This is a genomic window from Lysobacter sp. Soil_C_59 (assembly GCF_057656415.1).
Window position 1 is genome coordinate 1 of sequence record NZ_JBDGKK010000004.1, and the last position, 26,240, is coordinate 26,240.

Below are 26,240 nucleotides of genomic sequence, written 5' to 3' on the forward strand. Positions count from 1 at the left end.
CCATGCAAGAGTAGGTCATCGCCAGGGGCTTTACCCCGAAACCCCCAGCCAACAGGCTGGGGGTTTCTTTTTGCGCGATGGAAACCGGTGCGCAGGTGCGCGCTTGCCCGCGATCGGGCGGTTCCGGGATCACAGACGCAAGGTCGCGAGCAAGCTCGCTCCTACAAGGCTCGTTCCGGAAAGTTAATGCTGGCGTTGCCGCGGATTATCTCCGGGGTAATCAGGCCACAGCGCGCAGCGTCACCACCAGCACGTCGCGATGCGACGGTTGCGTGGGATCGTGGGCTTCCACGGCGGTCACGCCATGGAATACCCGCGAATCATCGACCAGTGCCGCGTCCATCGCGTGGGTCAGCGTGAAGCTGCCCAGCTCGCGGCCGTCGGCCGCGTGGATGGTGGTGGTTCCGCTGACGATGTTGTGCCGGTCGATCAGCAACACCAGGACGTAATTGACGCCATCGCGGTGCACCCCTTCCGGGGTCGGCTGGCCGGGCTCGCCGGGGCGGGCCTCGATGCGGAACTGATGGACTTCGATGTGCCAGGCCGCAACGTCCGGCGACAGCTCGCCATAGAAGTCACGGCAGAACTCCAGGACCGTGCGGAGGCTGTAGCTTCCAGCGACCTCCGGCAGCACCGGTTCGAACCACCGCTCGATGCCGCCCTGAAGGTTGTTGTAGTCGCGACTCTGGTAATGCGGCTGATGCGGCTGGCGGACGATCGCGCCGCTGGTGTCCGCAGCAAATACGGCGTAACGACGACTGCGGTGGTGACCGACGCTGGCCAGGTAGGCATCGGGTGCCAGGTGGTCCCAGCTGGCGGCGAAACGCGCCCAGTCGTCGAGCGCGTGGCGCCGCTCGAACAACTGCTGCATCACCTTGCCGGCGACAAAGCTGAAGCCGTCACGCCTGAGCGTTTCGTGCAAGGCGGACAAAGTGGTTTCGGCGCGGGTTTGCATGTGGGGGACGACAGGCAGGGCGCGGCGGAACCGCCGCGCGCGGTTACAGGGATGTCAGGGAGTGATGTGCAGCGCCGCCTGCACCAGCAGCCAGAGCACGCAGATGTAGCCGGCGAACCAGGCGGCGCTTCGCAGCAGGTGGTGGCCGCTGATATAGAGCAGGCCATGCAGCACGCGCAAGACGACGAACGCGATGGCGAGTGTGCCGATCTGCGCATGCGGCACGCCCGCCAGCTGGGCCATGATCACGCCCGCTGCGAATGGCGCGAACGCTTCGTAACTGTTGAGCTGCGCGGCACTGGCCCGGAGCGAGCGCTGGCTCTGCTGGCGCTCCTGCCAGCGGCGCGGGTCGCGGTTGTCGTAGCGCTCGCCGCTCGCTTTGGCGATGGCAACCCACAGGTACGGCAGCACGGCGGCGATCAGGACACAGACGTAGGCAGTGGCAAGCGTCATGGCATTCCCCGGCTGAATGAGGCGCCAGCGTATCCGAAATGACAACGGCGCCCCACTGCCGGGGCGCCGTTGTAGTTGTTGCAGCCGCGCCGGCGTTTACTTCGCCGCGGGCTTCATCAGCTTGTCGTGGGCGGCGCGGAAGGCATTGCCCTCGTACCAGTTGGGCCACTGTTCGCTGCCCGCCAGGGTCTTGCCGACGCCATAAAGCGCATCCAGGTCCTGGATCACGCCCTCGAGCTTCCACGACGGATCGTACTGATCACCCGGCTTGTGGTAGCGGTTGTCGCGATAGTCGACCTGGGCCTTCTGCCCTGCCTCCATGCCACCGTCTATCAGGTCATCGCCGCCCTTGGCATACAGCGCCGGCACGCCGGCCTTGGCGAAGTTGAAGTGATCGGAACGGAAGTAGAAGCCATCCTCCGGCGTCGCTTCGGCATGCAGCACGCGCTGCTGGCCATCGGCGACGGTCTTGAGGATGTCCTCGAGCTCGGAGCTGCCGTAACCGACCACGGTCATGTCACGCGCCTTGCCGATCACCGGCATCGCATCGAGATTGATCACGGCTACCGTCTTGTCGAGCGGGACGGTCGGATGGGCGACGTAGTACTTGGAGCCCAGCAGGCCCGACTCTTCGAGGGTCACAGCCAGGAACAGCAGAGAGCGATCCGGTGGCGGCTGCTGCTTGCTGAAGGCCTCAGCGATCTCGAGGATGCCGGCCACGCCGGTCGCGTTGTCGACGGCGCCGTTGTAGATGGTGTCGCTGCCGGACGGAGCCGCTTCGCCGTGACCTTCGTGGCCGTGGTTACCGAGATGATCCCAGTGCGCCATGTAGACGACGGTCTCGTCCGGGCGCTTGGCACCGGGCAGGCGGGCGACCACGTTGCGCGAGGACTTCTCGCTGATCGTGCTCTTCAGGTCGACCGACAGCTTCGCCTGCAGCGGGATGGCCTTGAATCCGGGCTTGCCGGCCGCCTTGTAGAGCTCGTCGAGGTTCTGCCCGAGCGACGACAACAAGGTGCGGGCGACATCGCCGGTGATCCAGCCCTGCACCGGCAGGCGCGGTTCCGGATCGTCCTTGGCCGGCAGGTCGAACTGCGCGCCCGACCAGGAATTCTTGACCACGTCCCAGCCGTAGGAGGCACCGTCGCTGTCGTGGATGATCAGCGCCGCGGCCGCGCCCTGGCGCGCGGCCTCTTCAAACTTGTAGGTCCAGCGGCCGTAGTAGGTCATCCGCTTGCCTTCGAACAGCTTCGGATCCTGGCCGTGGAAACCGGGGTCGTTGACGAACATCACCACGGTCTTGCCCTTGACGTCGACGCCGGCGTAATCGTTCCACTTCTGCTCGGGCGCGTTGACGCCGTAGCCGACGAACACCAGTTCGCTGCCGTCGACCTTGACCTCGTTCTTGCCGGTGCGCGTGCCGATCACCATGTCGCTGCCGAACTTCAGCTCGCGCGGCTGGCCCTTCACGTCGAGCTTGACCACGGTGCCTTCGTTGGCGACGGTCTCCACCATCGGCACGGTCTGCACGTAGCTGTCGCCGTTGCCGGGCTGCAGGCCGATGCGCTTGAACTGCGCTTCCAGGTAGGCGACGGTCTTGTCCTCGCCGGCGCTGCCGGGGGCGCGGCCTTCGAACTCGTCCGACGCCAGCGTCTTCACGTGCTCGGCGAAATCGGCGGCGTTGATCGTGTCGCCGAAGGGATGACTACTGCCGGGGTCGGCAGGCGCAGGGGCGGGCGTGGCGGCCGTCGGCGCATCGGCCTCGGGTTTGGAGCAGGCGGCCAGCGCCAGCGTGCCGACGATGGCGGCGGTGAGCAGGGACGTGCGGGACATGAGACCTCCGGAATGGACCAACCGCACCAGGCCGTGAGACGGCAGCTGCGGATTTCCATTCTAGGCCCCAATTCCGGGGCGGCGACGTGCCGGGTCCGACAGTTTGTCGCGCCATTCCAGCCCGGCCGCCGTCCCGAACGAAACGAGGGACCCGCTTCAGCGCGGCTTGCGCAGAAGACAGGTCCCTCGCCGTGACCGGACAACCGCAGCCGGTTTATTCCGGCGGCAGGGCGCCGTCGTAGCGGATCGCGGTGGCACCGGTGATCGCGCCGGTCTTGGCGGTGTTGTGCACGTACAGCGTGACCTTGCGCTCGAACACCAGCGGGCCATCGACGACGGCGTTGGGTCCGATGATGACCTTCGGATCGCGCTTGTTCATCGAGAACCAGCTCTGACTCGGCTTGGTGTAGTGGATGCGACCCTTCACGTGCGAGTCGACGCCGACGGTGAGGTCGCCGTTGACGGTGGTGATGTCGCCGCCGACATCGGTGTCGACCAGGCCGATCGCGCCGTTGACGGTCTCGATGCTGCCGCGGACTTCGCCGCTGCGATCGACGAAGACGCCACCGTTGACGGTTTCCAGCTTGCCGTCCAGGCGAGACTTCTCGCCGACGCGGATGCTGCCGTTGACCGTTTCCAGGCCGCCGGCCTGGATGTTGTCGCCGGCGCGGATGCTGCCGTTGACGGTTTCGGCGTCACCGGTGCGGGCACCGGTGCCGATGTTGATACTGCCGTTGACGGTCTCGAGGTTGCCGGCCTGTTGGCCGTCATCAACGGTGATGCTGCCGTTCACTTTCTCGATGTCCTGGGCGGCAAAGGCCGCAGGGACCGACAGGGCGAGGGCGAGGGGGAGTACAAGAACCGGGCGGATGCGCATCGTTCGGGATTCCGTATTGGGACAGTCTTCAATTCAGGAGATGCGGTGAGGGCGGATTCGGTTTACGCCGCTTCGTTACAATCGCAGCCAGCGCCGGGCCAGGCCCGTGCCCGAAGTCACCTTTCGTAGAGTCCCACCCTTTTACAGACCAGGGAATTCCCGACGTGTCAGCCTCCCCCGTGCGCCCCAAACCCGTTGTCCTGCTCATCCTCGACGGCTGGGGCCACCGTGAAGACCCGACCGACAACGCCCTGGCCCAGGCCACCCTGCCCAACTGGCACGCCCTGCTGGCCAGTGCCCCGCACACCCTGATCCACACCGAGGGCCGCCATGTCGGCCTGCCGGACGGGCAGATGGGCAATTCCGAGGTCGGCCACATGAACCTCGGAGCCGGCCGGATCGTCTACCAGGACCTGACCCGGGTCGACGCCGCCATCGAGGACGGCAGCTTCTTCGGCAACCAGGAGCTGCGCGCGGCCTGCGCGGCGGCCCAGAACAATGGCGGCACGCTGCACGTGATGGGCCTGCTCTCGCCCGGCGGCGTCCACAGCCACGAGAACCACATCTTCGCCATGCTCGAGCTGGCCCGCCAGGCCGGCGTCGCCAAGGTCGCCGTGCACGCCTTCCTCGACGGTCGCGACATGCCGCCGCGGTCGGCCGAGCCCAGCCTCAAGCGCCTGCTCGATGTCTGCCAGAAGCTGGGCAACGCCCGCGTCGCCAGCGTCAGCGGTCGCTATTACGCAATGGACCGCGACCAGCGCTGGGACCGCGTGCGCCGCGCCTGGGATGCGATGGTCGAAGCGCGCAGCGAGCACGTCACCACCGGTGCCGTGGAAGCATTGCTGCAGGCCTACGAGCGTGGCGAGAACGACGAGTTCGTGGCGCCGACCGTGATCGAGGGCAGCGTCCCGATGGCCGACGGCGACGCGATCGTGTTCATGAATTTCCGCGCCGATCGCGCGCGCCAGCTGACCGCGGCGTTCGTCTCGCCGACGTTCGACGGCTTCGCTGCGCGTCGTCCGGCGCTGTCGCGCTTCGTCTGCCTGACCGAGTACGACGCGCGCCTGCCGGCGCCGGTCGCGTTCGGCCCGGACGATCTGCGCAACACCCTGGGCGAAGTGCTGGCCGCCAACGGCCTCAAGCAGCTGCGCATCGCCGAGACCGAGAAGTACGCGCACGTCACTTTCTTCTTCAGTGGCGGTCGCGAGGATCCCTACGAGGGCGAGACCCGCATCCTGGTGCCGAGTCCCAAGGTCGCCACCTATGACCTGCAGCCGGAAATGAGTTGCCCGGAAGTCACCGCCAGGTTGACCGCGGCGATCCGTTCCGGTGAGATCGATGTCGCCATCTGCAACATCGCCAACCCCGACATGGTCGGCCATACCGGCGACATTGCGGCGGCGATCAAGGCCGCCGAGGCGGTCGACATCGCCATCGGCGCGATCGCCCAGGCCGTGCGCGACACCGGCGGCGCGCTGCTGGTCACCGCCGACCATGGCAACCTGGAAATGATGCGCGACGCCAGCACCGGACAGCCGCACACGGCGCACACGGTCGGTCCGGTGCCCTTCGTGTACCTGGGCCCGCGCAAGTCCACGCTGCGCGACGGCGGTGCCCTGCGCGACGTCGCCCCGACCATCCTCGACCTGCTCGGACTGCCGAAACCGGCGGAGATGAGCGGCACGAGCCTGCTGGCGGGCTGACCGCGCCGATGCCGACTTTCTCGACGATGCGACTGCTGCGTGCATTCGCCATCGTTGCCTTTTGCCTCGCCGCGGCGCTGGCGACGCCGGTCGTCGCACAGAGCAGCCGCGAGGCCGAGCGCAAGCTGGAGAAGATCCAGCGCGAGTTGAAGGCGGTGGCCGACGAGCGACGCGAGATCGAGGGCCAGCGCGGTGATGCCTCGCGCAAGCTGCGCGATGCCGACGAAAAAGTCGGGCAATCCAATCGTCGCCTGCGCGAGATTGAGGCGCGGCTGGCACGCGAGCAGTCCTCGTTGCAGCAACTGCAGCAGGAGCGCGAATCGCTGCAGGCGCGCATGGCGGCCCAGCGCCAGGAACTGGCGCAGTTGCTGCGCGGCGCCTACCTGCAGGGACAGGACGCACCCTTGAAGTTGCTGCTGGCGCAGGACAGCGTCGCCGAAGGCAGCCGCACGCTGGCCTATTACGGCTACCTGCAGCGCGACCGCACCCGTCGTATCGCTGAACTGAACTCGCAGCTCAAGGAACTCGACACGCTGCAGGCGCAGATCGCGCAGCGCAGCAGCGAACTCGACAGCACGCGCCAGCAGCAGCGCAGCCAGTTGGGCGAGTTGCAGTCAGATCGCAAGCAGCGCGCCGCGCTGGTCGCCTCGCTCGACCAGCGATACAAGGATCGCAGCACGCGCGAGCGCGCACTCGGCCGCGATGCCAAGGGCCTGGAGCAACTGCTGAAGAAGTTGCGCGTGGCCGCCGCCCGCGCCGAAGCGCAGCGCCGCGCCGCCGCCGAACGCGCCGCCCGCGAGGAAGCGCGCCGGGCCAATGGCGAGACGCCGCCGCGCAAGCCGGTGGTGGTGGCCAGCGCGCCGGCGCCGCAGGTGGGCGGACTGGGTTGGCCGGTGTCGGGCTCGCTGCTGGCAGGGTTTGGCGCGACCATGCCCGACGGCCGCGGCAGCGACGGTCTGCTTATTGCGGCCAGTGCCGGCACGCCGGTCAAGGCGGTGGCCGATGGCAGCGTGGTCTACGCCGAATGGATGACCGGCTACGGCCTGCTGTTGATCGTCGACCACGGCAACGGCTACATGAGCCTGTACGCGCACAACGACGCGCTGCTCAAGGACGTCGGCGCCAGTGTAAAGCGCGGCGATACCCTGGCCACCGTCGGCAATTCCGGCGGCCAGGGCCGGCCTGCGCTGTACTTCGAACTGCGCCGGAACGGCGCGCCGGTGAACCCGGGTGCGTGGCTGCGGCGCTGACGCTGAATGCATGACGCTGAATGCATGTAGCCGCCGGTCCGACGGATTAACGAAAGGCTTCCATTGCCCGCCGCCAACGTGCCCATAATCGACGTCAGCGCGACCGGCCCGGATGGTCGACGCCGCCGAACAAAGAAGTCCTGTCAGACGTACGACCGTGGAGTTTCGTGCATGTCCCTGCGCCAACTGGTTCTGGTTCCGCTCGCCCTGGCCATTGCGGTCGCGTTGCCGGCTGCGGCACAGGAAACTCCGCCCGAAGCCGGTCCGCCCACATCGACGGACGCGCCGATCGAATCGCCCGATGCCGAAACCACCGAGTCCAAGGTCCCGCTCGAGGAGATCCGCCGCTACGTCTCGGTCTACAACGCGGTCAAGCAGGCCTATGTCGAACCGGTAGGCGACGACAAGCTGATGCATTCGGCAATCCGTGGCCTGCTGTTCGACCTGGACCCGCACAGCGTCTACCTCGACAAGGACGACGCGGCGAGTTTCGAAGAGCAATCACGCGGTGCCTACGACGGCGTCGGGGTCGAGCTGATGCGCCAGCCCGACGGCAGCCTGCGCGTGATTGCCCCCATCGACGACACGCCCGCTGCGCGTGCCGGGATCAAGGCCGGCGACGTGATCACCGCGATCGACGGCAAGCCCTTCAAGCCCGACGAAGGCGACAACTCCGGCCCGCTGCGAGGCAGCGCCGGCAGCAAGGTCACCTTGACCATCGTTCGCGAAGGCAAGGACAAGCCGTTCGACGTGACCATCCAGCGCGAGACCATCCGCATCGCCAGCGTGCGCAGCAAGATGCTCGAACCTGGCTATGGCTACATCCGCATCAGCGCATTCCAGGCCGACACCGCGGCCGATTTCGAAACCAGGATCGAAGCCCTCAAGGCGCAGGGCGGCGGCAAGTTGCGCGGCCTGGTCATCGACCTGCGCAGCAACCCGGGTGGCCTGCTGACCTCGGCGGTGCAGATCGCCGACGACCTGCTCGACAGCGGCAAGATCGTCAGCACCCGTGGGCGCATCGCCATCAGCGACGCCGAATTCTCCGCCACGCCGGGCGACCGCCTGGATGGCGCACCGCTGGTGGTGCTGGTCGACGCCGGTTCGGCCAGCGCGGCCGAGGTGCTGGCCGGCGCGCTGCGCGACAACGGTCGCGCGCGCATCGTCGGCAGTCGCACCTTCGGCAAGGGCTCGGTGCAGACCGTGCTGCCGCTGGACAATGGCGACTCGGTCAAGCTGACCACCGCGCGTTATTACACGCCCAGTGGCAAGTCGATCCAGGCGCTGGGCATCACCCCCGACGTGGTGCTGCATCCGCCCAAGGAAGACGACAAGAGCGTGCGCAACCTCAGCGAGGCGAGCCTGCCGGGCCACCTGCGTGGCGATGAGGAAGGCGACGGCCAGCCAGGCGACAACGCTGGTGACGTGCTCGACGGCGATGCGCCGATCACTGCGGCGCTGGTCGAGCTGAAGAAGCCGGTGGCGAGCAACGCCAGGCCGGCGGCCAAGCAATAACCCATTGCCGTAGGAGCGAGCTTGCTCGCGATCAGGCTTGCCGAACGTGGAACGGCCTGATCGCGAGCAAGCTCGCTCCCACAGGATCGGTGGCCTCAGCGCGGCTTTGCCGGCAGCGGGAATGGCGTGACCACTTTTTCGCCAGTGGTCGCGTCACGGATCGCCGACTGGCCTTTGCGCTCGACTTCCTCGACGCGGACGATGCTGTGCATCGGCAGGTGCAGCACGCGGGTATTGCCGAACTCGTCGCGCAGGCGCTCCTCGGTCGGATCGATCACCACGCCTTCGTGCACATCGAACACCAGCTCACCGACCTCGGTGAAACCCCACAGCGCACCGGAACCGACGTGGCGGGCATACAGCTCGTACACCTTGCCGGCGTTGAGGAAGGTCACTTTGTAGAGCGGCTTGGCCATGGTGCAGTGGGTTCCAACGTGGGGATCCGCCTGCGCTGAGCGCGGCGGTTGCCCAGACAATGGGGCGGGAGCTGCGTCTTCTCAAATTCGTGCAGCTCGCCGGATGTGGCGGTGTTTCCTACAGGCCGCGTTTTCGACGAAGCCGGCGGGCAATGCCCGCACGCGCAATCAGCGCAAACGCCCCGCCGAAGGCGAAACCCGCCAGGTGCGCCGACCAGGCCACTGCACCAAAGGCCGGTCCAATGAAGGTGAATAGCAACTGCAGCAGTGCCCACACCCCGATCAGCAGCGGCGCCGGCATCTTCACGAACTGCAGGAACAGGCCCAGCGGCACCACCACGCCGAGTTTGGCGTTCGGGAACAGCGCCAGGTAGGCGCCGATCAGCGCCGATACCGCGCCGCTGGCGCCGATGATCAGCCGGTCGGGCGTTCCGATCGCGATCACCGCGGCGAGGTTGGCGACCGCGCCACCCAGCAGGAACAGCATCAACAGTCGCCACGGTCCCATGGCCCGCTCGGCCGGCAGGCCGAAGATCAGCAGGAACACCAGGTTGCCGAGCAGGTGCGCCCAGTCGGCGTGCAGAAACAACGCCGTGAACAGGCGCAGCAGCACGCCGCTGCGCAGTGACGACCACCACTCATCGGGCGAAGTCAGTCCGCCCGACAGGGCGCCCCATTCCAGCAACAGGCGCCGCTGATCGGAGTCCGGCAGCAGCTCGACGCCGATAAAACAGATCCACAGGACGCTGAACAGGGCTGGCGTGGCCCAGCGCAGCGGACTGCGCTCGCGCGTCGGGATCGAGACAAACATTGCTCAGGTCCCTCGGCCCGGGAGGCGAAGGACAGACGGCGTTTCGGGCTGCGTGCAAGTGCGGACGGGCATGCCGGCTATTGTTAGCTTCGGGTTAACTGCCGCGCTATAGTGCATACGGCGTCGTACGTCGGGAGGGGTTTCCGGCGCGCATCTGGCGCCCGAATCGGCCGGGTGCCAAGGCAATGACGGCCGCGGAAGACATAAATACTCCAATGGAGACTACACGCATGCAACACGTTCACCGCTTCACCCGCCTGTCGGCGCTGGCTCTGGGCATCACCGGCGCACTGGCAATCGGTCAGGTCCACGCTTCTGCGTTCCAGATCAAGGAAAACAGCGTCAAGGCACAGGGCCGCTCGTTCGCCGGTTCGGCCATCGCCCCGGGCGATGTCTCGGTTGTCGCCAACAACCCCGCCGCCATGGCGCAGTTCGAAGGCACCTCTTTCCAGGCTGACGTCACCGTGATCGACCTCGGGTTCGAGTTCACCGGTAACGGTCAGGACGCGCTGGGCCGTCCGATCACCGGCGGTGACGGCGGCGACGCCGGCGACGTGATCCCGGTCCCGTCGATGGCCTTCATCCACAAGTTCGACAACGGCCTCGCCGTTGGCGCCCAGGTCGATGCACCGTTCGGCCTGAAGACCGAATACGAAGCAGGTTGGGTCGGCCGCTACTACGCCGACAAGTCCGACCTCAAGACCGTCGACCTGACCCTGTCGGCCGCGCTGGACATCATCCCGGACAAGTTCTCGGTCGGCCTCGGCCTGATCTATGAGCGCGCCGACGTGACGCTGTCGAAGTCCGTCGATTTCGGCAGCCTGCTGTTCGCCAACCCGGCGACGCGTCCGCTGCCGTTCGCACGCCCGCAGGCCGCTGACGGCCACGCCGAGATCGAAGGCGACTCCAACAGCATGGGCTGGCTGGTTGGCGCCACGCTGCGCCCGACCGAGAAGCTCGGCATCGGCGTGTCGTACCGCTCGGAAATCGACCACGAGATCGAAGGCACCGCTGACTGGACCGTTCCGGGCAACGTGCAGGCCGTGCTCGGCGCCAGCCCGACCACCCGCCCGCTGTTCCAGGACGGTGGCGCGCGCGCTGACCTGACCACCCCGTCGGTCCTGACCGTCTCGGTGTCGTACCAGTTCACCGACCGCTTCACACTGCTGGCCGATTACTCGGAGACCGGCTGGAAGTCGCTGCAGCAGATCAACATCGACTTCACCAATCCGGACCCGAACTCGGTCGAGCACTTCAACTGGGATGACACCCGCTTCTATTCGCTGGGTGGCGAGTACAAGTTCAACGACGCATGGACCTTCCGTGCTGGTTGGGCCTACGACGAGACCCCGACCACGTTCGCCACGCGCACCCCGCGCCTGCCGGACGAGGACCGCACCTGGTACTCGGTCGGCGCCAGCTGGCAGGCGACCCAGAACCTCGAGGTCAACTTCGCCTACACCTACCTCGACGTGAGCAACCCGCAGATCGGCCTGATCGAGGGTGGTCACACGCTGTTCGGCGAGTACGACGCAACGATCAACCTGTACGGCGTTTCGGCCAAGTACAACTTCTGATCGAGCGTTGGCGTCACACGCGGGAGTCGAGACGGCTCCCACGTGTCGCCACTGCATTGAAGGACGGCCCGTCATTCGACGGGCCGTTTCTTTTTGGGCGACCGACACCGTCGCCGTGCGGGTTTTCGAAAAAAACCAGCAAAGTCATTTGCTTGTCATCGCGCTGTTATCGATCTGTGATGCGGCGTCGCCGCATTTTGATGGCCGGTTGAAGTCATCCGGGCCAGGGCGGAGCAGGTTTGGATCAGGGAGTTTCGGCAGGGGAGAGGTCTGCGCCGGGGCCGTCCCAGTCCATTCCTTTCGAGAACCGTCATGACCGCGAAACTGCCGCACCTGCATCGCCTGCAACGCCATGCCCTGACTGCCGCCCTCCTTTCGGCCCTTTCGTTGCCGGCTTTGGCCGGCAGCAACTGCCAGCTGGTCGATGACGCCGGCGCACCCATCGCAGTCGACAGCGCCGCCCCGGGTGCCGAGGCCGTCGCCTGCGGTCCGGACGCAAAGGCCATCGGCGCCGGCGCGACCGCGGTCGGTGACGAGAGCACCGCCACTGGCCAGAACACGACCGCAGTCGGGTCCTGGATCGACCTCGACGGTGACGGCCTGGTCGATGCGAACGAGATCACCTGGGCCAGCGGCGACAACGCCACCGCCGTCGGTGCGGCCGCCCAGGCGCTGGGCAAGGCGACCGTCGCGCTGGGTGTGCGATCGGTGGCCAACCTCGACAACAGCGTAGCGATCGGCAACCAGGCTCAGACCCAAGCGGTGGGCACGAGCACGGTGACCACCCGTGAAGGCGCCGCGCGCATCGGTGCCGGCACCGTGGTGACGACCAATCCGCCCACCGCACTCACCGCCTCGGGTAGCAACAGCATCGCGATGGGCTCGCAGGCCCGAGTCAACGGCAACAACAGCATCGTGATCGGCCCCAACGCCAGCGCCGAAAAGATCAGCAACTCCTTCTCGGTGGCAGCGGCGCCGACGGGCAGCAAGGAAACCCAGACCACCACGGTCGGCCCGGTGAACAATACGGTGGTCATCGGCAACGCCTCGCGCGCCAATGGCGACGGCATTACGGTCATTGGCGCCGGCGCCCAGGCCGAGGCCTCTACCCGGGTGGCCCTGAATGGATTCGGTGGTTCGTATGTGGTCACCAACGTCGTGGCGCCGGCCACAAACTCCACGGTCGTCGGCAGTGGTGCCGTCTCCAGGGGCATCAACAGCGTGGTGATCGGTAACGGTGCCTCGACCCAGGGCGACGGCCTTGATGCCACCGGCACGATCCTGCTCAAGGACCAGAACAACACGGTCGTTGGCACCGGGGCGGGAACGGTGCGTGGCTGGGGTACTGCGATGGGCTATCGCGCGTACGCATACGGCTACGGGACTACCGCAATCGGTACCGGCACCTACGCTGTCGGTTCCGGCTCGACCGCGGTCGGCGGGTGGTTCGACGTCAATGCGGCCTTCGGCGCTACGCCCCTCAATACAGTTCCCGGCGGCTTCTCTTTCGGTACCAATACGCCGGGCCTGGCATCGCAGGCGTTCGGCGCCAACGCGCGCACCTGGGGCAATTACGACACGGCACTGGGCCCGGCAGCCAGGACCAGCGATTTCAACAGCGCTTCGGACAACCTGACGCGCTACCAGTCCAATGACCAGAAGGTCATCAACGGCTCGATCGCGGTCGGCTTCGTGGCTTATGCGCAGGGCCAGACCAGCATCGCGATCGGCCAGCAGAGCATGGCCCATGACTCCTACGCCACGGCCATCGGCAGCGGCAGCGTGGCCTGGGGCATCAACAGTCTTGCACTGGGCAATGCCGCCATCGCCACCTGGCACGATGACATCGCCATCGGCAACGGCGCTGAAGTGTGGGGCGGCTTCGGCACAGGCAACACCGCGCTGGGCAACGGCGCGCATGTCGGCGAAAGCGGTGGTCCGGACATCAACAACGCGATGGCTTTCGGTGGAAACGCCGAAGCAATGGCCGATGGCGCGTCGTCGTTCGGCGACTCCAGCCAGGCGCTGGCGCTGAACTCGTCGGCCCTTGGCGCGTACTCGCACGCCGGCGGTGACAACGCCACCGCGATTGGCGCCAGCACCATCGCACTCGGAATCAACAGCTCCGCGTTCGGCTACAGCAGCGCCGCATGGGAGGACGACAGTGTAGCCATCGGTGCATTCTCGCTGGCCGACCGCGCCAACACCGTCTCCGTCGGCTCGATGGGTTACGAACGCCAGGTCACCAACGTCGCTGCCGGCACGGAAGACACCGACGCGGTCAACGTGAGCCAGCTTCACAACGCGCTGGTCGCGGTCGGTGCAAGCAATGTCGCGCAGCTCGACACGGTCGCCGCCGCCCTCGGCGGTGGTGCGACGATCGGCGTGGATGGCACGTTGACGATGCCCGGTTACTCGTTCGACGGAACCACCTACGGCAACGTCGGCGCCGCGTTCGATGCCATCGGCAGCGCATTCGGCACGCTGACCACCCGACTCGGACAGCTCGAGCAGACGCCGGGCGTGGGCATGCCGGCCGGCAGCGGCGCCGGCCTGGCCATCGGTGATGGCAGCCATGCGCAGGACGCCAGCGACAGCGCGTACGGCAATGGCGCCACCGTCGCCGCCGACGGCAGCACGGCAGTGGGCAGCAACGCGACGATCAGCGTCGAGGCAACCAATGCCGTCGCTGTCGGTGCCGACAGCAGCGTGACCGCTGCGTCCGGTACGGCCCTGGGCCAGGGCGCGTCGGTCAGTGCCGACAACGCGGTTGCGCTCGGCCGCGGTTCGGTAGCCAGCCAGGCCAATACCGTGTCGATGGGCAGCGCGGGCAGCGAACGTCGCGTGACCAACGTCGCCGCCGGCGCCGCCGCGACGGACGCCGTGAACGTGCAGCAGATGCAGGACGGTGACGCGGCAGCGGTGGCTTCGGCCAACGCCTACACCGACACCACCGCGACGCAGACGTTGACCCGCGCCAACAGCTACACCGACAGCAGGCTGCAGGCGCTGGACGACAACTTCAGCAATCTCAGCAACGAGATCGGCCTGCGCCTTGGCAAGCAGGACGAGCGCATCGACCGCCAGGGTGCGATGAGCTCGGCCATGATGAACATGGCGATCAATGCCGCCAACGCGCGCACCCCGCGCGGTCGCGTGGCAGTCGGTGCCGGCTGGCAGAACGGCGAAAGCGCACTGTCGGTGGGCTACTCCAAGGCAGTCGGCGAGCGCGCCTCGTTCTCGATCGGCGGTGCCTTCAGCAGCGACGACAGCTCCGCCGGCGTCGGCTTCGGCATCGACCTTTAATCATCACGCATCGATCGCGGTGCCCCTTGCGGGCACCGCGACACCTCTGACTACCCCGGGAATCCGATCATGATCCTTCGCCGTACCGTCCTGAGCCTTCTCCTCGCCAGTGCCTGCGTGCCGGCGTTCGCCGCCGATGCACAGATCGATTTCGCGTCCATCAACGACGCAACCATCTCGCCGCGCTTCATCGTCAAGTACCGCAACGGCAGCGCCGAGCGCGTCCAGCCCGCGGCGCGCCAGCGCGCGCTCGACAATGCGACCGACCGTGCGCGTCCGCAGATGGGCGCGAAGTTCGCCGCGCAACGCGGCAGCGCGATGCTGCGCATGCAGGCGCTGCGCGCGACCACGGGCGGCAAGCATGTCGTCAAGGCATCGCAGCGCCTGACGCGCAGCGAAGCCGAAGCATTGATGCGCTCGATCGCCGCCGACCCGAACGTCGAGTACGTCGGCGTCGACAGGATCATGCGTCCGACCGCCACGCCCAACGATCCGCTCTTCCTGACGCACCAGATGTGGCACTACGGCACCGGTGCCGGTGGTGCACGCGTGACCGCAGCCTGGGACGCCGGCGCGACGGGCGCGGGCGTGGTGGTGGCGGTGCTCGACACTGGCGTCACCCACCACGAGGATCTCGAGCCGAACCTGTTGCCGGGCTACGACTTCATCACCGACGGCGCGATGTCGCGCCGCGGCACCGACGAGCGCGCGCCGGGCGGCTGGGACCTGGGCGACTACACCGAGGCCGGCGATTGCGGCCAAGGCAGCCCTGCAAGCAACAGTTCCTGGCATGGCTCGCACGTCTCCGGCACCATCGCCGAAGTGACCAACAATGCCATCGGCGGCGCCGGCGTGGCACCCAATGCCAAGGTCCTGCCGGTGCGCGTACTGGGACGTTGCGGCGGCTACACGTCCGACATCAATGACGCCATCGTCTGGGCCGCGGGCGGTCATGTCGACGGCGTGCCGGACAACGCCAATCCGGCGGAAGTGATCAACATGAGCCTGGGTGGCGACCATGCCTGCGACGTCGACACGCAGGCCGCGATCAACCTGGCGGTGTCGCTGGGCACCACCGTGGTGGTCGCCGCCGGCAACGACGACTCCGACGTGGCGACCCACGCACCTGCCAGCTGCGCGAACGTCATCACCGTTGGTGCGACCGGTGCCAGCGGCCAGCGTGCGAGCTACTCCAACTACGGTGCGGGCGTCGACGTGTCGGCCCCGGGCGGTGCCGGCGTCGAGGGCGTTCCGCAGGGCTACATCTGGTCGACCGTGAACTTCAGCAAGCAGGCACCGGATGACACGGCGACGGGTGACCGCTACGGCGGCATGACCGGCACGTCGATGGCCTCGCCGCACGTGGCCGGCATCGTCGCCCTGATGCAGAGCGTTGCACCGTCGCCGTTGGTGCCGTCGGCCATCGAGGGACTGCTGAAGGCATCGGCGCGGCCGTTCGGCGTCTCGCCAGGAAGCAAGCCGATCGGTGCCGGCATCGTCGACGCCGCCGCGGCCGCCGATCGCGCGCGCTCCTTCGGGCAACCGCTGGCCGGCACGCCGCTCGCGCTCAACGTCGCCCAGGCCGTGCCCACGCTGGCCCTGGGTCAGTCGGTGCAGTACGTCGTGCAAGTGCCCGAAGGTGCGGGCCGCCTGGAGATCACGACCGCTGGTGGTCGCGGCGCGGTCGTCGTCTACGCCGCCTACGAGGCCGAGCCCAACGCCGTCAACAATGCAGGCGCCTCCACGCGGCCGGGCACCAGCCAGATCATCAACATCAACTCGCCCGCGGTCGGTCGCTACTTCATCAAGGTTTCGGCGACTGCGGCCAGCAATGGCGTGATGCTGCGCGTCCGGGCGCTCTGATCCAAGCGGCAGAAGTCGACCGGAGCGGACGCGTGTCCGCTCCGGTCAGCACCACAATGGAGACGTGTCATCGCAATCTGGTCGTTTCGCGGGGCGGGTGTGGGGATGCTGTTGATGCTCTCCGCATGCCAGCCCTCCCAGGAACATGCGCCGGATCCTTCGCCCATGCAGGCACGGCAGGCAGCGCCGACGCTCGACATCGGCATGGCCAACGCAGGCGATCCGATCCGGCTGGAGGTCGGCCAGGTCCTGCGGATCCACCTTCCGGCCAGTCCGGCCACCGGCTATGGCTGGGAGCTGCAGCAAGGACCGCCCTCTTTCCTGAGCATCGAGGCCGATCCTGGCGGCGACCCGTTGACCTTCGCTCCCCCCAGGGCGAGCGAAGGGATCATGTCCTGGCGTTTTCGCGCACGGGCAGCCGGCACGGACCTGCTCCAGTTCCGCTACACCCGGCCCTGGGAAACGGCAGCGCCCGACGCGAGGATCGAGACCTTCCGCGTCGAGATTCGCTGACCGCGCACGCGGCATCGCCGCGACACATCGCTTAGCATCGGGAGGTGCTGCCTGACCCTCTGTCGGGTAACGACAGGAACAGACCGGCCTCATGCGCCTCCCCAAGTACCGATTCGGCATGTTCGAGCTCGACGCGGCATCGCGTGAGCTCTTCCGCAACGGCGAACTCGTCGCCTTGCCGCCGAAATCCTTCGAATGCCTGGCCTATCTGATCGCCAATCGCGATCGCGCGGTCGGGCGTGACGAACTGATTGCCGCGGTGTGGGGGCGGGTCGAAGTCAGCGATGCGGTGGTGGCACAGACGCTGCTGCGCGCCCGCAAGGCGCTCGACGATACGGGAGGCAAGCAATCGTCGATCCGCACGGTGCCCAGATTCGGCTATCAGTGGGTCGCGCCGGTGCAGGAAGGCAGGGAGACGGTGGATGTCGCACCTGCAAGTGAAGCGGGGCCCGTCGCAGTTGAAGTGCCTTTCGACAGTGCTGATGCGCCACAGCTCGTTGCGTCGCGCGAATCGGAACCACGCCGAGTGCTCTGGCCCTGGCTGCTGGGAATGTCGCTGCTGGTTGCTGCGGCAGTCGTGGCCATTCGCTTCTGGCCTTCGCCGACTCCCGTCGCGCCGCAAACAGCGAGTCGCAATGTCGTCCTGGTGCTTCCGGTCGCGATAGCCCCGGTCGAAGGCGACGATGCCTGGGTCCGCCTGGGTGCCATGGACTACATCGCCAGTCGCCTGCGCAGCAGTGGCCTGACGGTACTGCCCAGCGACCAGGCCATGCATCTGTCGAAGCGGATCGGTGATCGCGATCCCTCGCTCGACAGCGCGAGCCTGCGCGAGGTCGCACAGGTCAGCGGCGCGGGCGTGATCGTATGGCCGCAGGCAACGCGTGACGGCAGTGGCTGGCGCGTGCGCTTGAACCTGCACGACGCCAATGGCGCGCGAGCCATCGACGCGCATGGCAATACCCCGCTTGCCGCAGCTGCGGCGGCATCCGATTCCTGGTTGCGCCGGCTCGGCCGCGTGCAGAAGGACGGCAACACCGGCCCCAGTGCGCTGACCGAGCGCGTGCAGCAGATCGATGCCGAGCTCATCACCGGCCAGCTCGACACGCTGCGGCGGTTGATCGATTCGGCACCGGCGAGCGAGCGCGACGATCCTGCACTGCGAGTTCGCGAAGGCCAGCTGGAGTACCGCGCCGGGCGCATGGACAAGGCTGCCGGGATCTTCCAGCAGTTGCTCGATCGCAAGCCGGAAGTGCCGGGCGACATTCGTGCGCGGGCACTGATGGGCAAGGGCGCCATTGCCATCCGCCGGGGCGATCCGGTCGCGGCGGAAAACGACTATGCGCAAGCGCTCGCGGTGCTCGAGAACGGTGCCGGGCAGGAGCGTGATCCGGCCTTGATCGGCAATGCCTACAACGGGCGCGGTGTGGCCCGCATCCAGCAGAAGAAAGTCGAAGGCGCCGTCAGCGACCTGGGCATGGCACGCATCGCCATGCAACGGGCGGGGAGCACCGTCGAGGCCGCCGCGGTCGGCACCAACCTGGCGCTGCTGGAATTCCAGCGCGGCCACCATGCGCAGGCGTTGCAGGAATTTGATCGCGCCATCGCCGTGTTCGAGCGATTCGAAGTCCGCGACTACCTGGCGGCGGCGTTGATGAGCAAGGCCAATGCACAGCTCAGGCTGGCGCAGGCGGCCAATGCCGCCACCACGATCGAACGCGCCTATACCTTGAGCCAGTCGCTGGAGGACAAGGAGCTGGCGACCCGCTGCGCGCTGGTTCGAATCGAGGCCATGCTGGCGCTGGGACGGCTCGTCGAGGTCCAGCGCGGAATCGACGCGTTGCGCGCACAGGACGCGACCGGGAACGAGCAGGCGTTGCAGAGCGCGACGATCCGACTCCGGCTGGCGCAAGGCGATGGTGCGCGGGCGCGCGCGCTGTCGCTGCAGCTGCCGAAGGCCGCGACCGGCGTCCCGGATTCCCTGGTGCTGGCGGCCGTGCAGGGCGCCTTGAGTGGCCGGGACCTGGCGACGGCAAAGCGTTGGCTCGCACAACCCGGCGTAGCGACCGATGACTCGGCCACGCTGCAGTTGGCCCGGGCCATGGTCGCACGTGCCGGGAACCAGTCCGACACGGCGATCAACCTGGCCCGCGAGGCCAACCGCAAGTCGGTCAATGGCGGTATTCCCGACAGCAGGATCCAGGCCGGCGTAGTGCTGGCGCGACTGCTGCTGGAACAGGGCCAGACCGACCAGGCCTCGGCGGTGCTGGGCGACCTGGATGCATTCGCCGCTACCGACTATCGCGTGGCGTGGACGACGTTGGCCCTGTATCGCGCGCTGGGCGACAGCGCCATGGAGGCGACCGCGCAGGGCCAGATGCAGGCGTTGCGCGGTGAGCGTGATGCGGCGACCGAGCCGGTGCTGTAGCGGCGCCCGATCCGTCTCGCTACTCGTCGCGCAAGCGCCGCACGAGCACAGTCACGCACCACGATGCCCTGATTAAGGTTTGTGATCCGCATGTTTGCGCGCTCTGCCGCGACACCGGCTTAACCGGCGAAGGACAACAATCCGCCGCCGCCGCCCGCGGCGATCCTGGAGACTGCAATGGCCGCGAAGCCCGCCGCAAGCAAGTCGGATAAAGCAGCGGAGGCAGGCTCCGCGCGTCCCAATATCCTGGTGATCTGGGGCGACGACATCGGCACATGGAACGTCGGCGCCTACACCCACGGCATGATGGGGCGCACGCCGAACATCGACAGCATCGCCCGCGACGGGATGCTGTTCACCGACCACTATGGACAGCCGAGCTGCACCGCGGGACGTGCGGCTTTCATCATGGGTCAGCTGCCGATTCGCACCGGCATGACCACCATCGGCATCCCGGGATCGACCCGCGGCATCCAGAAGAGCGATCCGACCCTTGCCGAGGTGCTCAAGTCGGCCGGATACGCCACTGCCCAGTTCGGCAAGAACCACCTGGGAGATCGCAACGAGTTCCTGCCGACGGTGCACGGGTTCGACGAGTGGTTCGGAAATCTGTACCACCTCAACGCCGAGGAAGAGCCCGAAGAGCTCGACTATCCGGGCCAGAAGAATCCCGAGTACAAGAAGAAGTTCGGGCCGCGCGGCGTGCTGCACGCCTGGGCCAGCGACAAGGACGATGCCAGCACCGACGAGAAGTTTGGTCGCGTAGGCAAGCAGAAGATCGAGGACACAGGCCCGCTGACGCGCAAGCGTATGGAAACCTTCGACAAGGAAGTGCTCGACAAGACACTGGAATGGCTCGACCGCGCGGGCAAGGGCGACAAGCCGTTCTTCTGCTGGTTCAACACCACGGCCATCCACATTCACTCGCATTGCACGAAGAAATACATCCAGATGGCCGTGGATGAAGGTCGCGCGGAAGAGGACGTGGTGCGCGCCAAGATGCTCGAGCATGACGAACACGTCGGTGCGCTGCTGGACAAGCTGCGCGAGCTGGGCATCGAGGACAACACGATCGTCGTCTACAGCACCGACAACGGCAACGAGTTGATGCTGTGGCCGGACGGAGGCTATGCACCGTTCCGCGGCGAGAAGGGCACGACCTGGGAAGGCGGCGTGCGCGTTCCGCACCTGGTCAAGTGGCCGGCGAAGATCAAGGCCGGCAGTGTTTCGAATCAGATCCAGAACCACGAGGACGTTTACGTCACGCTGGCCGCCGCCGCCGGCCTGACGGACATCAAGGAAAAGCTGCTCAAGGGCCACGAGATGAACGGCACCAAGTACAAGGTGCACCTGGACGGCTACAACCAGTTGGACTACTGGACCGGCAAGAGCGAAAAGAGCGCGCGCCGGGAGATCTTCTACTACGACGAAACCGACCTCATGGCGATCCGCGTCGACGCATGGAAGATGCACATCGGCGTCAAGCGGGAAGGCAGCTGGTGGGACGCGAAGTACTATCCGAGCGTCCCGTACATCATCAACCTGCTGATGGATCCGATGGAGAAGATGGACCCGCAGTCGCACGAATGGGGCTATATCGGCCGCAAGTTCTTTGCTTCCAAGCTGTGGGCGCCGACGGCGGCAGGCCCGATCATCGCCGCGCACTTGAAGAGCCTCATGGACTTCCCGCCGTCGCAGGGAGCCGACACGCTGAGCATGAAGAAGGCACTGGAAGAAGCGCAGCGGAAGATGGAAACCCCGCACGGCAGCAGCAACTGAACTTGGCGCGCGCAGATGGTGAGGGTGGCCACGGCCGCCCCTCCTGACGCGGCGGGTATTCCGCAGCAAAAACAGGAGCTGTCATGGACGTTCCCGCCCCGCCACAGCTACCGGCCGAGATCGCCTCGGAGATCGATGGCAAGCCGGATGTTGCAAGTTCTTCGACGCGGCTGTCGATCTACCGCACGCGCCTGTCGGTGTACCGCACGCAGGTGTCGAACCTGCGCTCGCACCTGGCCAATGAACGCACCCATCTGAGCTACCTGCGCACGACCGTGTCGCTGGTTGGGTTCGGCATCACCCTCAACCGCTTCAGCATGTACCTGGTGCAGCAGAAGGAACTGGCCGAGCAGCATTCCCGGCATTTCCTGCGCGATGCCGGCAACGCCGGCCTGGGGATGGTCGTGCTCGGATTGCTGCTGCTCCTCTGGTCGATCTACCGCTACTGGGCGGTCGGCCGGGATATCGAGCGCGGCCAGTACGTCTCCCACCAGAAGGGCACGATCGCCGCCAGTATCGGCCTGCTGTTACTGGGCGGACTGACGGCCGTATGGCTCTTCGTGAGATGAGGTGACGTGATGCTCCAGCAGGCGCCGCAGGACACCGTCTACATCCTGACAACCGCCAACGCGATGTTGTTGTTCTTCATCATGCTGGGACCGGTGAAGATCCTGGCGCCTTTCTATCGCGCGACCGCGGCGCTGGAGCCAAGGGCAGTGCGAAGGATGGCAATCAAGGTCGCGCTGATCAGTGCGGCCACGCTGCTGATCGCCGGCCTGCTGGGCAGCGCGATGATGCAGAAGTGGCGCATCAGCGTGCCGGTGATGGAGCTGACTGGTGGCATCGTCTTCCTGCTGGTCGCGTTGAAGCAGGTGCTGGAGCAATACGGCGATCCCGCGCCGCCGGCGGGCGCTTCCGAGCCGCGGCTGATGCACCTGGTCTTTCCGATCGTCGTGACGCCCTACGGCATCGCCGCTTTGATTGCGTTGATGGCGCTGAGCAGCGATACGGCGCGCTCGACGACGCTGCTGGCCGGCGTGATGGCGGTGATGGCGATCAACCTGCTGGCGATGATGTTCGTTCGCCAGGTGATGCGCGGCGTCGGGCCGCTGCTGCTGCAGATATTCGGCGCGGTGCTGGCGGTGCAGCAGGTGGCGCTGGCGTTGCAGTTGGTGGTGGTGGCGTTGAAGGGGATGGGGGTCGGATAGGCGCTCCCCCTCTCCCTGGTCGCCTTTGGCGACCTGTCCCTCTCCCACAAGGGGAGAGGGAGGTTTGCAGCAGCCCTGGCAGCATCCGCGTTGCCCTCTCCCCTCGTGGGAGAGGGACAGGCGCGCAGCGCCAGGGAGAGGGAGTCAGTCGCCCAGCGTCAGCAGCGACGCATTGCCACCCGCCGCCGTCGTGTTGACGGTGATCGTCTTCTCGGTGGTGAAGCGCGGCAGGTAGTGCGGGCCGCCGGCCTTGGGGCCGGTGCCGGACAGGTTCTGGCCGCCGAAGGGCTGCACGCCGACGACCGCGCCGATCTGGTTGCGGTTGACGTAGCAGTTGCCCACCTTCACCCGCGCGCTGATCTTCTCGATGGTCTCGTCGATGCGCGAGTGGATGCCCAAGGTCAGGCCGTAACCGGTCGCGTTGATCGCGTCGATCACGGCGTCGAGCTGATCGGCCTTCCAGCGGATCACGTGCAGCACCGGGCCGAAGACTTCCTTGTGCAGCTGGTCCAGCGACTTCAGCGCGTACGCGCGAGGCGCGAAGAAGCTGCCGTGCGCGGCGTCGGCGTCGACCGCCACTTCGCCGATCTTCGTCGCTTCCACGTCCATGCGCGCGGCATGGTCGACCAGCATCTTCAGCGCGTCCTCGTCGATCACCGGGCCGACGTCGGTCGACAGCAGGCCCGGGTCGCCAACCTTGAGCTCGGCCATGGCGCCGGCCAGCATCGAGGTGACCTTGTCGGCGATGTCGTCCTGCACGAACAGCACGCGCGCTGCCGAGCAACGCTGTCCGGCCGACGTGAAGGCCGAACCGATCGCATCCTTGACCACCTGTTCCGGCAGCGAGGACGAGTCGGCGATCAGCGCGTTCTGGCCGCCGGTCTCGGCGATCAGCACGCCGATAGCGGCGTCGCGTGCGGCGAGGGCGCGGTTGATCGCGCGCGCGGTGTCGGTCGAACCGGTGAAGGCGACGCCGGCGATGCGCGGGTCGCGGGTGAGTGCGGCGCCGACGGTGGCGCCGTCGCCCGGCAGGAACTGCAGCACGGCCTCGGGGATGCCGGCTTCGTGCAGCAGCTTCACGGCGTAGTAGCCGATCAGGTTGGTCTGTTCGGCCGGCTTGGCGATGACGCTGTTGCCGGCGGCGAGCGCGGCGGCAATCTGGCCGGCGAAGATCGCCAGCGGGAAGTTCCACGGGCTGATGCAGACGAACACGCCGCGGCCGGACAGCTGCAGCGTGTTGGACTCGCCGGTCGGGCCCGGCAGTGCTTCGACCGCGAACAGCTTGCGCGCCTGGCCACCGTAATAGCGCAGGAAGTCGACCGCCTCGCGCACTTCGGCGACGCCGTCGGGCAGGGTCTTGCCGGCTTCCTTGGTGCACAGCGCCAGGTACTGCGGCATGCGCTGCTCGAGCAGGTCGGCGGCGTATTCGAGGATGGTGGCGCGGCTGGCGGCCGGCAGGGTGTTCCAGCTGTCCTGCGCGGCGACGGCATTCTTCAGCGCCAGCTCGACCGTGGCAGCGTCGGCGGCCTGCCACTGGCCGACGGTCTCGCGACGGTCGGCCGGGTTGGTCACGGCGATGCTCGGGCCGCTGACAGTCGCGCCCGGCACGAGCGGCGTCGCGCGCCAGTCGCTGCGGGTGGCCTGGTTGACCTGCTCGGCGAGTGCGCGCAGTTGATCGTCGTTGGCGAAGTTGATGCCCATGGAATTGGTCCTGTCGATGCCGTAGCTGCGGTACAGATCGACCGGCTGCGGGATGCGCGGGTGCGCGATGGATTCGAATGCGGAAACGGTGGCAACCGGGTCGTGGATGAGGTCATCGATGGCGATGTCCTCGTCGGTGATGCGGTTGACGAAGCTGGAGTTGGCGCCGTTCTCGAGCAGGCGGCGCACCAGGTACGGCAGCAGGTCTTCGTGGCTGCCGACCGGCGCGTACACGCGGCACGGCACGTCCAGGCGCTCGGCCGGGATCACTTCGGCGTACAGGTCGTCGCCCATGCCGTGCAGCTTCTGGAACTCGAAGTGCTTCGCTCGCCCCATTGTTTTCGCGCGCTGGTGGATCGTGGCGATCGTCTGCGCGTTGTGGGTGGCGAACATCGGGTAGATGGCGTCGCTGGCCTCGAGCATGCGGCGCGCGTTGGCCAGGTAGCTGACGTCGGTGTTGGGCTTGCGCGTGAACACCGGGTAGCCGGCCTGGCCGTCGACCTGGGCGCGCTTGACCTCGCTGTCCCAGTACGCCCCCTTGACCAGGCGCACCGGGATGCGGCGGCCGTGGCGGCGGGCGAGGTCGGCGATGAAGGCGATCACTTCCGGTGCGCGCTTCTGGTAGGCCTGGATCGCCAGGCCGTAGCCTTCCCAGCCGTTGAGCGAAGCGTCGGCGTAGGCGCCGGCGATCACGTCCAAAGAGAGTTCGAGGCGGTCGGCTTCTTCGGCATCGATGGTGAAGCCGATGCCGTACGACTTGGCCAGCTGCGCCAGTTCGAGCACGCGCGGGGTGAGTTCGGCGAATACGCGCTCGCGCTTGGCATGCTCGTAGCGCGGGTGCAACGCCGAGAGCTTGACCGAGATCGACGGCGCGGCGAACACATCCGTGCCGACGAAATTGCCGCTCTTGCCGATCGCATGGATCGCATCGCGGTAGGCCTGCAGGTAGCGCAATGCGTCCTTGGTGGTCAGCGCACCTTCGCCGAGCATGTCGAACGAGTAGCGGTAGCTGGCGTTGGCACCCTTGACCGAACGCGCCAGCGCTTCACCAATCGTCCGGCCCATCACGAACTGGTGACCCATGATCTTCATCGCCTGGCGCACGGCCAGGCGGATCACCGGCTCGCCGACGCGGCCGAGCAGGCGCTTGAAGGCGCCGTGCACGTCGCGCTTGGTCTCGTCGTTGAGGTCGACCAGGTGGCCGGTCAGCATCAGGCCCCAGGTGGAGGCGTTGACCAGCACCGAGTCGGACTGGCCCATGTGCCGCTTCCAGTCGGCATCGCCGAGCTTGTCGCGGATCAGCTTGTCGGCGGTGTCCTGGTCCGGGATGCGCAGCAGCGCCTCGGCCACGCACATCAGCAGCACGCCTTCCTCGCTGCCCAGGTCGTACTGGCGCATGAAGGCTTCGATTGCGCCCTGGTCCTTGGCGCGGGCACGCACGCGCTGGACGATGCCGGCGGCGGTGGCCTGGGCGGCCTCGCGCTCGGCGTCGGGCAGGCGTGCAAGGTCGAGCAGGTCGCGCACATGCCCGGCCTCGTCGCGGACCCAGCCGGCGGTGATCGCGGCACGGGGCGCGGCCGGCGCGGGCGGGAGTTCGGGGCTGAGCAGCGTGCGTGTCGGCGGCGGGCCGTCGTTGCCGACGGCGGGGGAAGCGTTGATGGTCATCGGGCCCGGGGAGACTGCCGTGGGGAGCCCGATAGTTTAGAGGCTATGGATGTCTCTGGCCTGTGCGCTGGGGGCCGGAACGGGGTCGCGGGGAGGGCCGGGGCGACGTCCATGGATCCCCGCCTTCGCGGGGATGACGGTGAGGGGGCGCGGGGATGACGGTGGGGGGCGCGGGGATTGAAGGTGTGGGGGCGCGGGGATGACGATGAGGGGTGGCGAGGGTGAGGGTCCGGGGAGGCGGCGCGGTACGCCCCTGCGAGTCCAAAAGGCCCTCAAGCGTGGCAAAGAGCCGTTTTTGCAAGGTCTGTGAGCACCATCATGCGTCGCGCGGGTTGCCGCAACAGTGGTCGGCGGCTACCATTTCTCGGTTATCCGTAGCGCTATGGGGCT

General features: G+C 67.1%; 17 protein-coding genes and 1 pseudogene. 11 read left to right on the forward strand and 7 right to left on the reverse strand.

Annotated features, from left to right (window positions below; genetic code table 11):
* Positions 1-220: 220 nt before the first annotated feature.
* The 4 genes from AC3A3Q_RS09280 to AC3A3Q_RS09295 form a co-directional block, all read right to left on the reverse strand.
* Positions 221-955, reverse strand: a complete 735-nt coding sequence (locus AC3A3Q_RS09280; protein ID WP_487585983.1) for a 2OG-Fe dioxygenase family protein — start codon at positions 953-955, stop codon at positions 221-223.
* A gap of 54 nt (positions 956-1,009) precedes the next feature.
* Positions 1,010-1,408, reverse strand: a complete 399-nt coding sequence (locus AC3A3Q_RS09285) for an MAPEG family protein (RefSeq protein ID WP_487585984.1) — start codon at positions 1,406-1,408, stop codon at positions 1,010-1,012.
* Between the two features lie 96 nt (positions 1,409-1,504).
* Complete coding sequence (locus tag AC3A3Q_RS09290; RefSeq protein WP_487585985.1) at positions 1,505-3,241, reverse strand: M28 family metallopeptidase; 1,737 nt, start codon at positions 3,239-3,241, stop codon at positions 1,505-1,507.
* 214 nt (positions 3,242-3,455) lie between these two features.
* Positions 3,456-4,118 carry a DUF4097 family beta strand repeat-containing protein gene (locus AC3A3Q_RS09295; RefSeq protein WP_487585986.1) on the reverse strand — a complete coding sequence of 221 codons (663 nt, stop codon included), beginning with the start codon at positions 4,116-4,118 and terminating at the stop codon, positions 3,456-3,458.
* A 164-nt stretch (positions 4,119-4,282) separates the two neighbouring features.
* On the opposite strand from AC3A3Q_RS09295, the gene gpmI reads away from it, so the two are divergent.
* From gpmI to AC3A3Q_RS09310, 3 genes and pseudogenes are all read left to right on the forward strand, one after another.
* Positions 4,283-5,821 carry a 2,3-bisphosphoglycerate-independent phosphoglycerate mutase gene (gpmI, locus tag AC3A3Q_RS09300; RefSeq protein WP_487585987.1) on the forward strand — a complete coding sequence of 513 codons (1,539 nt, stop codon included), beginning with the start codon at positions 4,283-4,285 and terminating at the stop codon, positions 5,819-5,821.
* An 8-nt stretch (positions 5,822-5,829) separates the two neighbouring features.
* The gene (locus tag AC3A3Q_RS09305; RefSeq protein WP_487585988.1) at positions 5,830-7,071 is read left to right on the forward strand and encodes a murein hydrolase activator EnvC family protein; all 1,242 of its coding nucleotides are present in this window, start codon (positions 5,830-5,832) and stop codon (positions 7,069-7,071) included.
* A 171-nt stretch (positions 7,072-7,242) separates the two neighbouring features.
* Positions 7,243-8,583, forward strand: a pseudogene (locus AC3A3Q_RS09310) (S41 family peptidase); the annotation flags it as partial.
* A gap of 98 nt (positions 8,584-8,681) precedes the next feature.
* On the opposite strand, the gene AC3A3Q_RS09315 reads toward AC3A3Q_RS09310, so the two are convergent.
* A complete protein-coding gene (locus tag AC3A3Q_RS09315; protein ID WP_158732537.1) occupies positions 8,682-9,002 on the reverse strand; it encodes a DUF1820 family protein in 321 nt (106 codons plus the stop codon).
* A gap of 118 nt (positions 9,003-9,120) precedes the next feature.
* Positions 9,121-9,813 carry a rhomboid family intramembrane serine protease gene (locus AC3A3Q_RS09320; RefSeq protein ID WP_487585989.1) on the reverse strand — a complete coding sequence of 231 codons (693 nt, stop codon included), beginning with the start codon at positions 9,811-9,813 and terminating at the stop codon, positions 9,121-9,123.
* Positions 9,814-10,043: 230 nt separating this feature from the next.
* Here AC3A3Q_RS09320 and AC3A3Q_RS09325 point away from each other — a divergent pair, with 230 nt between their 5' ends.
* From AC3A3Q_RS09325 to AC3A3Q_RS09360, 8 genes are all read left to right on the forward strand, one after another.
* Positions 10,044-11,390 (forward strand): OmpP1/FadL family transporter, encoded by a 1,347-nt coding sequence (locus AC3A3Q_RS09325; protein WP_487585990.1) that lies wholly within the window; start codon positions 10,044-10,046, stop codon positions 11,388-11,390.
* 312 nt (positions 11,391-11,702) lie between these two features.
* Entirely contained in the window at positions 11,703-14,696 is a 2,994-nt protein-coding gene (locus AC3A3Q_RS09330) for a YadA-like family protein (RefSeq protein ID WP_487585991.1), read from the forward strand.
* Between the two features lie 69 nt (positions 14,697-14,765).
* Complete coding sequence (locus AC3A3Q_RS09335) at positions 14,766-16,559, forward strand: S8 family peptidase (RefSeq protein ID WP_487585992.1); 1,794 nt, start codon at positions 14,766-14,768, stop codon at positions 16,557-16,559.
* Positions 16,560-16,664: 105 nt separating this feature from the next.
* Positions 16,665-17,072, forward strand: coding sequence for a protease inhibitor I42 family protein (locus tag AC3A3Q_RS09340; RefSeq protein ID WP_487585993.1), 408 nt, complete (start codon positions 16,665-16,667; stop codon positions 17,070-17,072).
* A 91-nt stretch (positions 17,073-17,163) separates the two neighbouring features.
* Positions 17,164-19,497 carry a winged helix-turn-helix domain-containing protein gene (locus AC3A3Q_RS09345; RefSeq protein WP_487585994.1) on the forward strand — a complete coding sequence of 778 codons (2,334 nt, stop codon included), beginning with the start codon at positions 17,164-17,166 and terminating at the stop codon, positions 19,495-19,497.
* A 177-nt stretch (positions 19,498-19,674) separates the two neighbouring features.
* Positions 19,675-21,276 carry an arylsulfatase gene (locus AC3A3Q_RS09350; RefSeq protein ID WP_487585995.1) on the forward strand — a complete coding sequence of 534 codons (1,602 nt, stop codon included), beginning with the start codon at positions 19,675-19,677 and terminating at the stop codon, positions 21,274-21,276.
* 83 nt (positions 21,277-21,359) lie between these two features.
* A complete protein-coding gene (locus tag AC3A3Q_RS09355; RefSeq protein ID WP_386701661.1) occupies positions 21,360-21,845 on the forward strand; it encodes a DUF202 domain-containing protein in 486 nt (161 codons plus the stop codon).
* Between the two features lie 9 nt (positions 21,846-21,854).
* Positions 21,855-22,484, forward strand: coding sequence for a MarC family protein (locus AC3A3Q_RS09360; protein ID WP_487585996.1), 630 nt, complete (start codon positions 21,855-21,857; stop codon positions 22,482-22,484).
* Positions 22,485-22,628: 144 nt separating this feature from the next.
* Here AC3A3Q_RS09360 and putA read toward each other — a convergent pair whose 3' ends face one another.
* Complete coding sequence (gene putA, locus AC3A3Q_RS09365) at positions 22,629-25,850, reverse strand: bifunctional proline dehydrogenase/L-glutamate gamma-semialdehyde dehydrogenase PutA (RefSeq protein ID WP_487585997.1); 3,222 nt, start codon at positions 25,848-25,850, stop codon at positions 22,629-22,631.
* Positions 25,851-26,240: the final 390 nt, after the last annotated feature.

What these genes read in the sequence shown, in the direction of transcription:
- AC3A3Q_RS09280 (WP_487585983.1), bottom strand. Translation starts at nt 955, where the DNA reads ATGCAAACCCGCGCCGAAACCACTTTGTCCGCCTTGCACGAAACGCTC.
- AC3A3Q_RS09335 (WP_487585992.1), top strand. Translation starts at nt 14,766, where the DNA reads ATGATCCTTCGCCGTACCGTCCTGAGCCTTCTCCTCGCCAGTGCCTGC.
- AC3A3Q_RS09285 (WP_487585984.1), bottom strand. Translation starts at nt 1,408, where the DNA reads ATGACGCTTGCCACTGCCTACGTCTGTGTCCTGATCGCCGCCGTGCTG.
- AC3A3Q_RS09340 (WP_487585993.1), top strand. Translation starts at nt 16,665, where the DNA reads ATGCTGTTGATGCTCTCCGCATGCCAGCCCTCCCAGGAACATGCGCCG.
- AC3A3Q_RS09290 (WP_487585985.1), bottom strand. Translation starts at nt 3,241, where the DNA reads ATGTCCCGCACGTCCCTGCTCACCGCCGCCATCGTCGGCACGCTGGCG.
- AC3A3Q_RS09315 (WP_158732537.1), bottom strand. Translation starts at nt 9,002, where the DNA reads ATGGCCAAGCCGCTCTACAAAGTGACCTTCCTCAACGCCGGCAAGGTG.
- AC3A3Q_RS09330 (WP_487585991.1), top strand. Translation starts at nt 11,703, where the DNA reads ATGACCGCGAAACTGCCGCACCTGCATCGCCTGCAACGCCATGCCCTG.
- AC3A3Q_RS09305 (WP_487585988.1), top strand. Translation starts at nt 5,830, where the DNA reads ATGCCGACTTTCTCGACGATGCGACTGCTGCGTGCATTCGCCATCGTT.
- AC3A3Q_RS09325 (WP_487585990.1), top strand. Translation starts at nt 10,044, where the DNA reads ATGCAACACGTTCACCGCTTCACCCGCCTGTCGGCGCTGGCTCTGGGC.
- putA (WP_487585997.1), bottom strand. Translation starts at nt 25,850, where the DNA reads ATGACCATCAACGCTTCCCCCGCCGTCGGCAACGACGGCCCGCCGCCG.
- AC3A3Q_RS09350 (WP_487585995.1), top strand. Translation starts at nt 19,675, where the DNA reads ATGGCCGCGAAGCCCGCCGCAAGCAAGTCGGATAAAGCAGCGGAGGCA.
- AC3A3Q_RS09320 (WP_487585989.1), bottom strand. Translation starts at nt 9,813, where the DNA reads ATGTTTGTCTCGATCCCGACGCGCGAGCGCAGTCCGCTGCGCTGGGCC.
- AC3A3Q_RS09360 (WP_487585996.1), top strand. Translation starts at nt 21,855, where the DNA reads ATGCTCCAGCAGGCGCCGCAGGACACCGTCTACATCCTGACAACCGCC.
- AC3A3Q_RS09355 (WP_386701661.1), top strand. Translation starts at nt 21,360, where the DNA reads ATGGACGTTCCCGCCCCGCCACAGCTACCGGCCGAGATCGCCTCGGAG.
- AC3A3Q_RS09295 (WP_487585986.1), bottom strand. Translation starts at nt 4,118, where the DNA reads ATGCGCATCCGCCCGGTTCTTGTACTCCCCCTCGCCCTCGCCCTGTCG.
- AC3A3Q_RS09345 (WP_487585994.1), top strand. Translation starts at nt 17,164, where the DNA reads ATGCGCCTCCCCAAGTACCGATTCGGCATGTTCGAGCTCGACGCGGCA.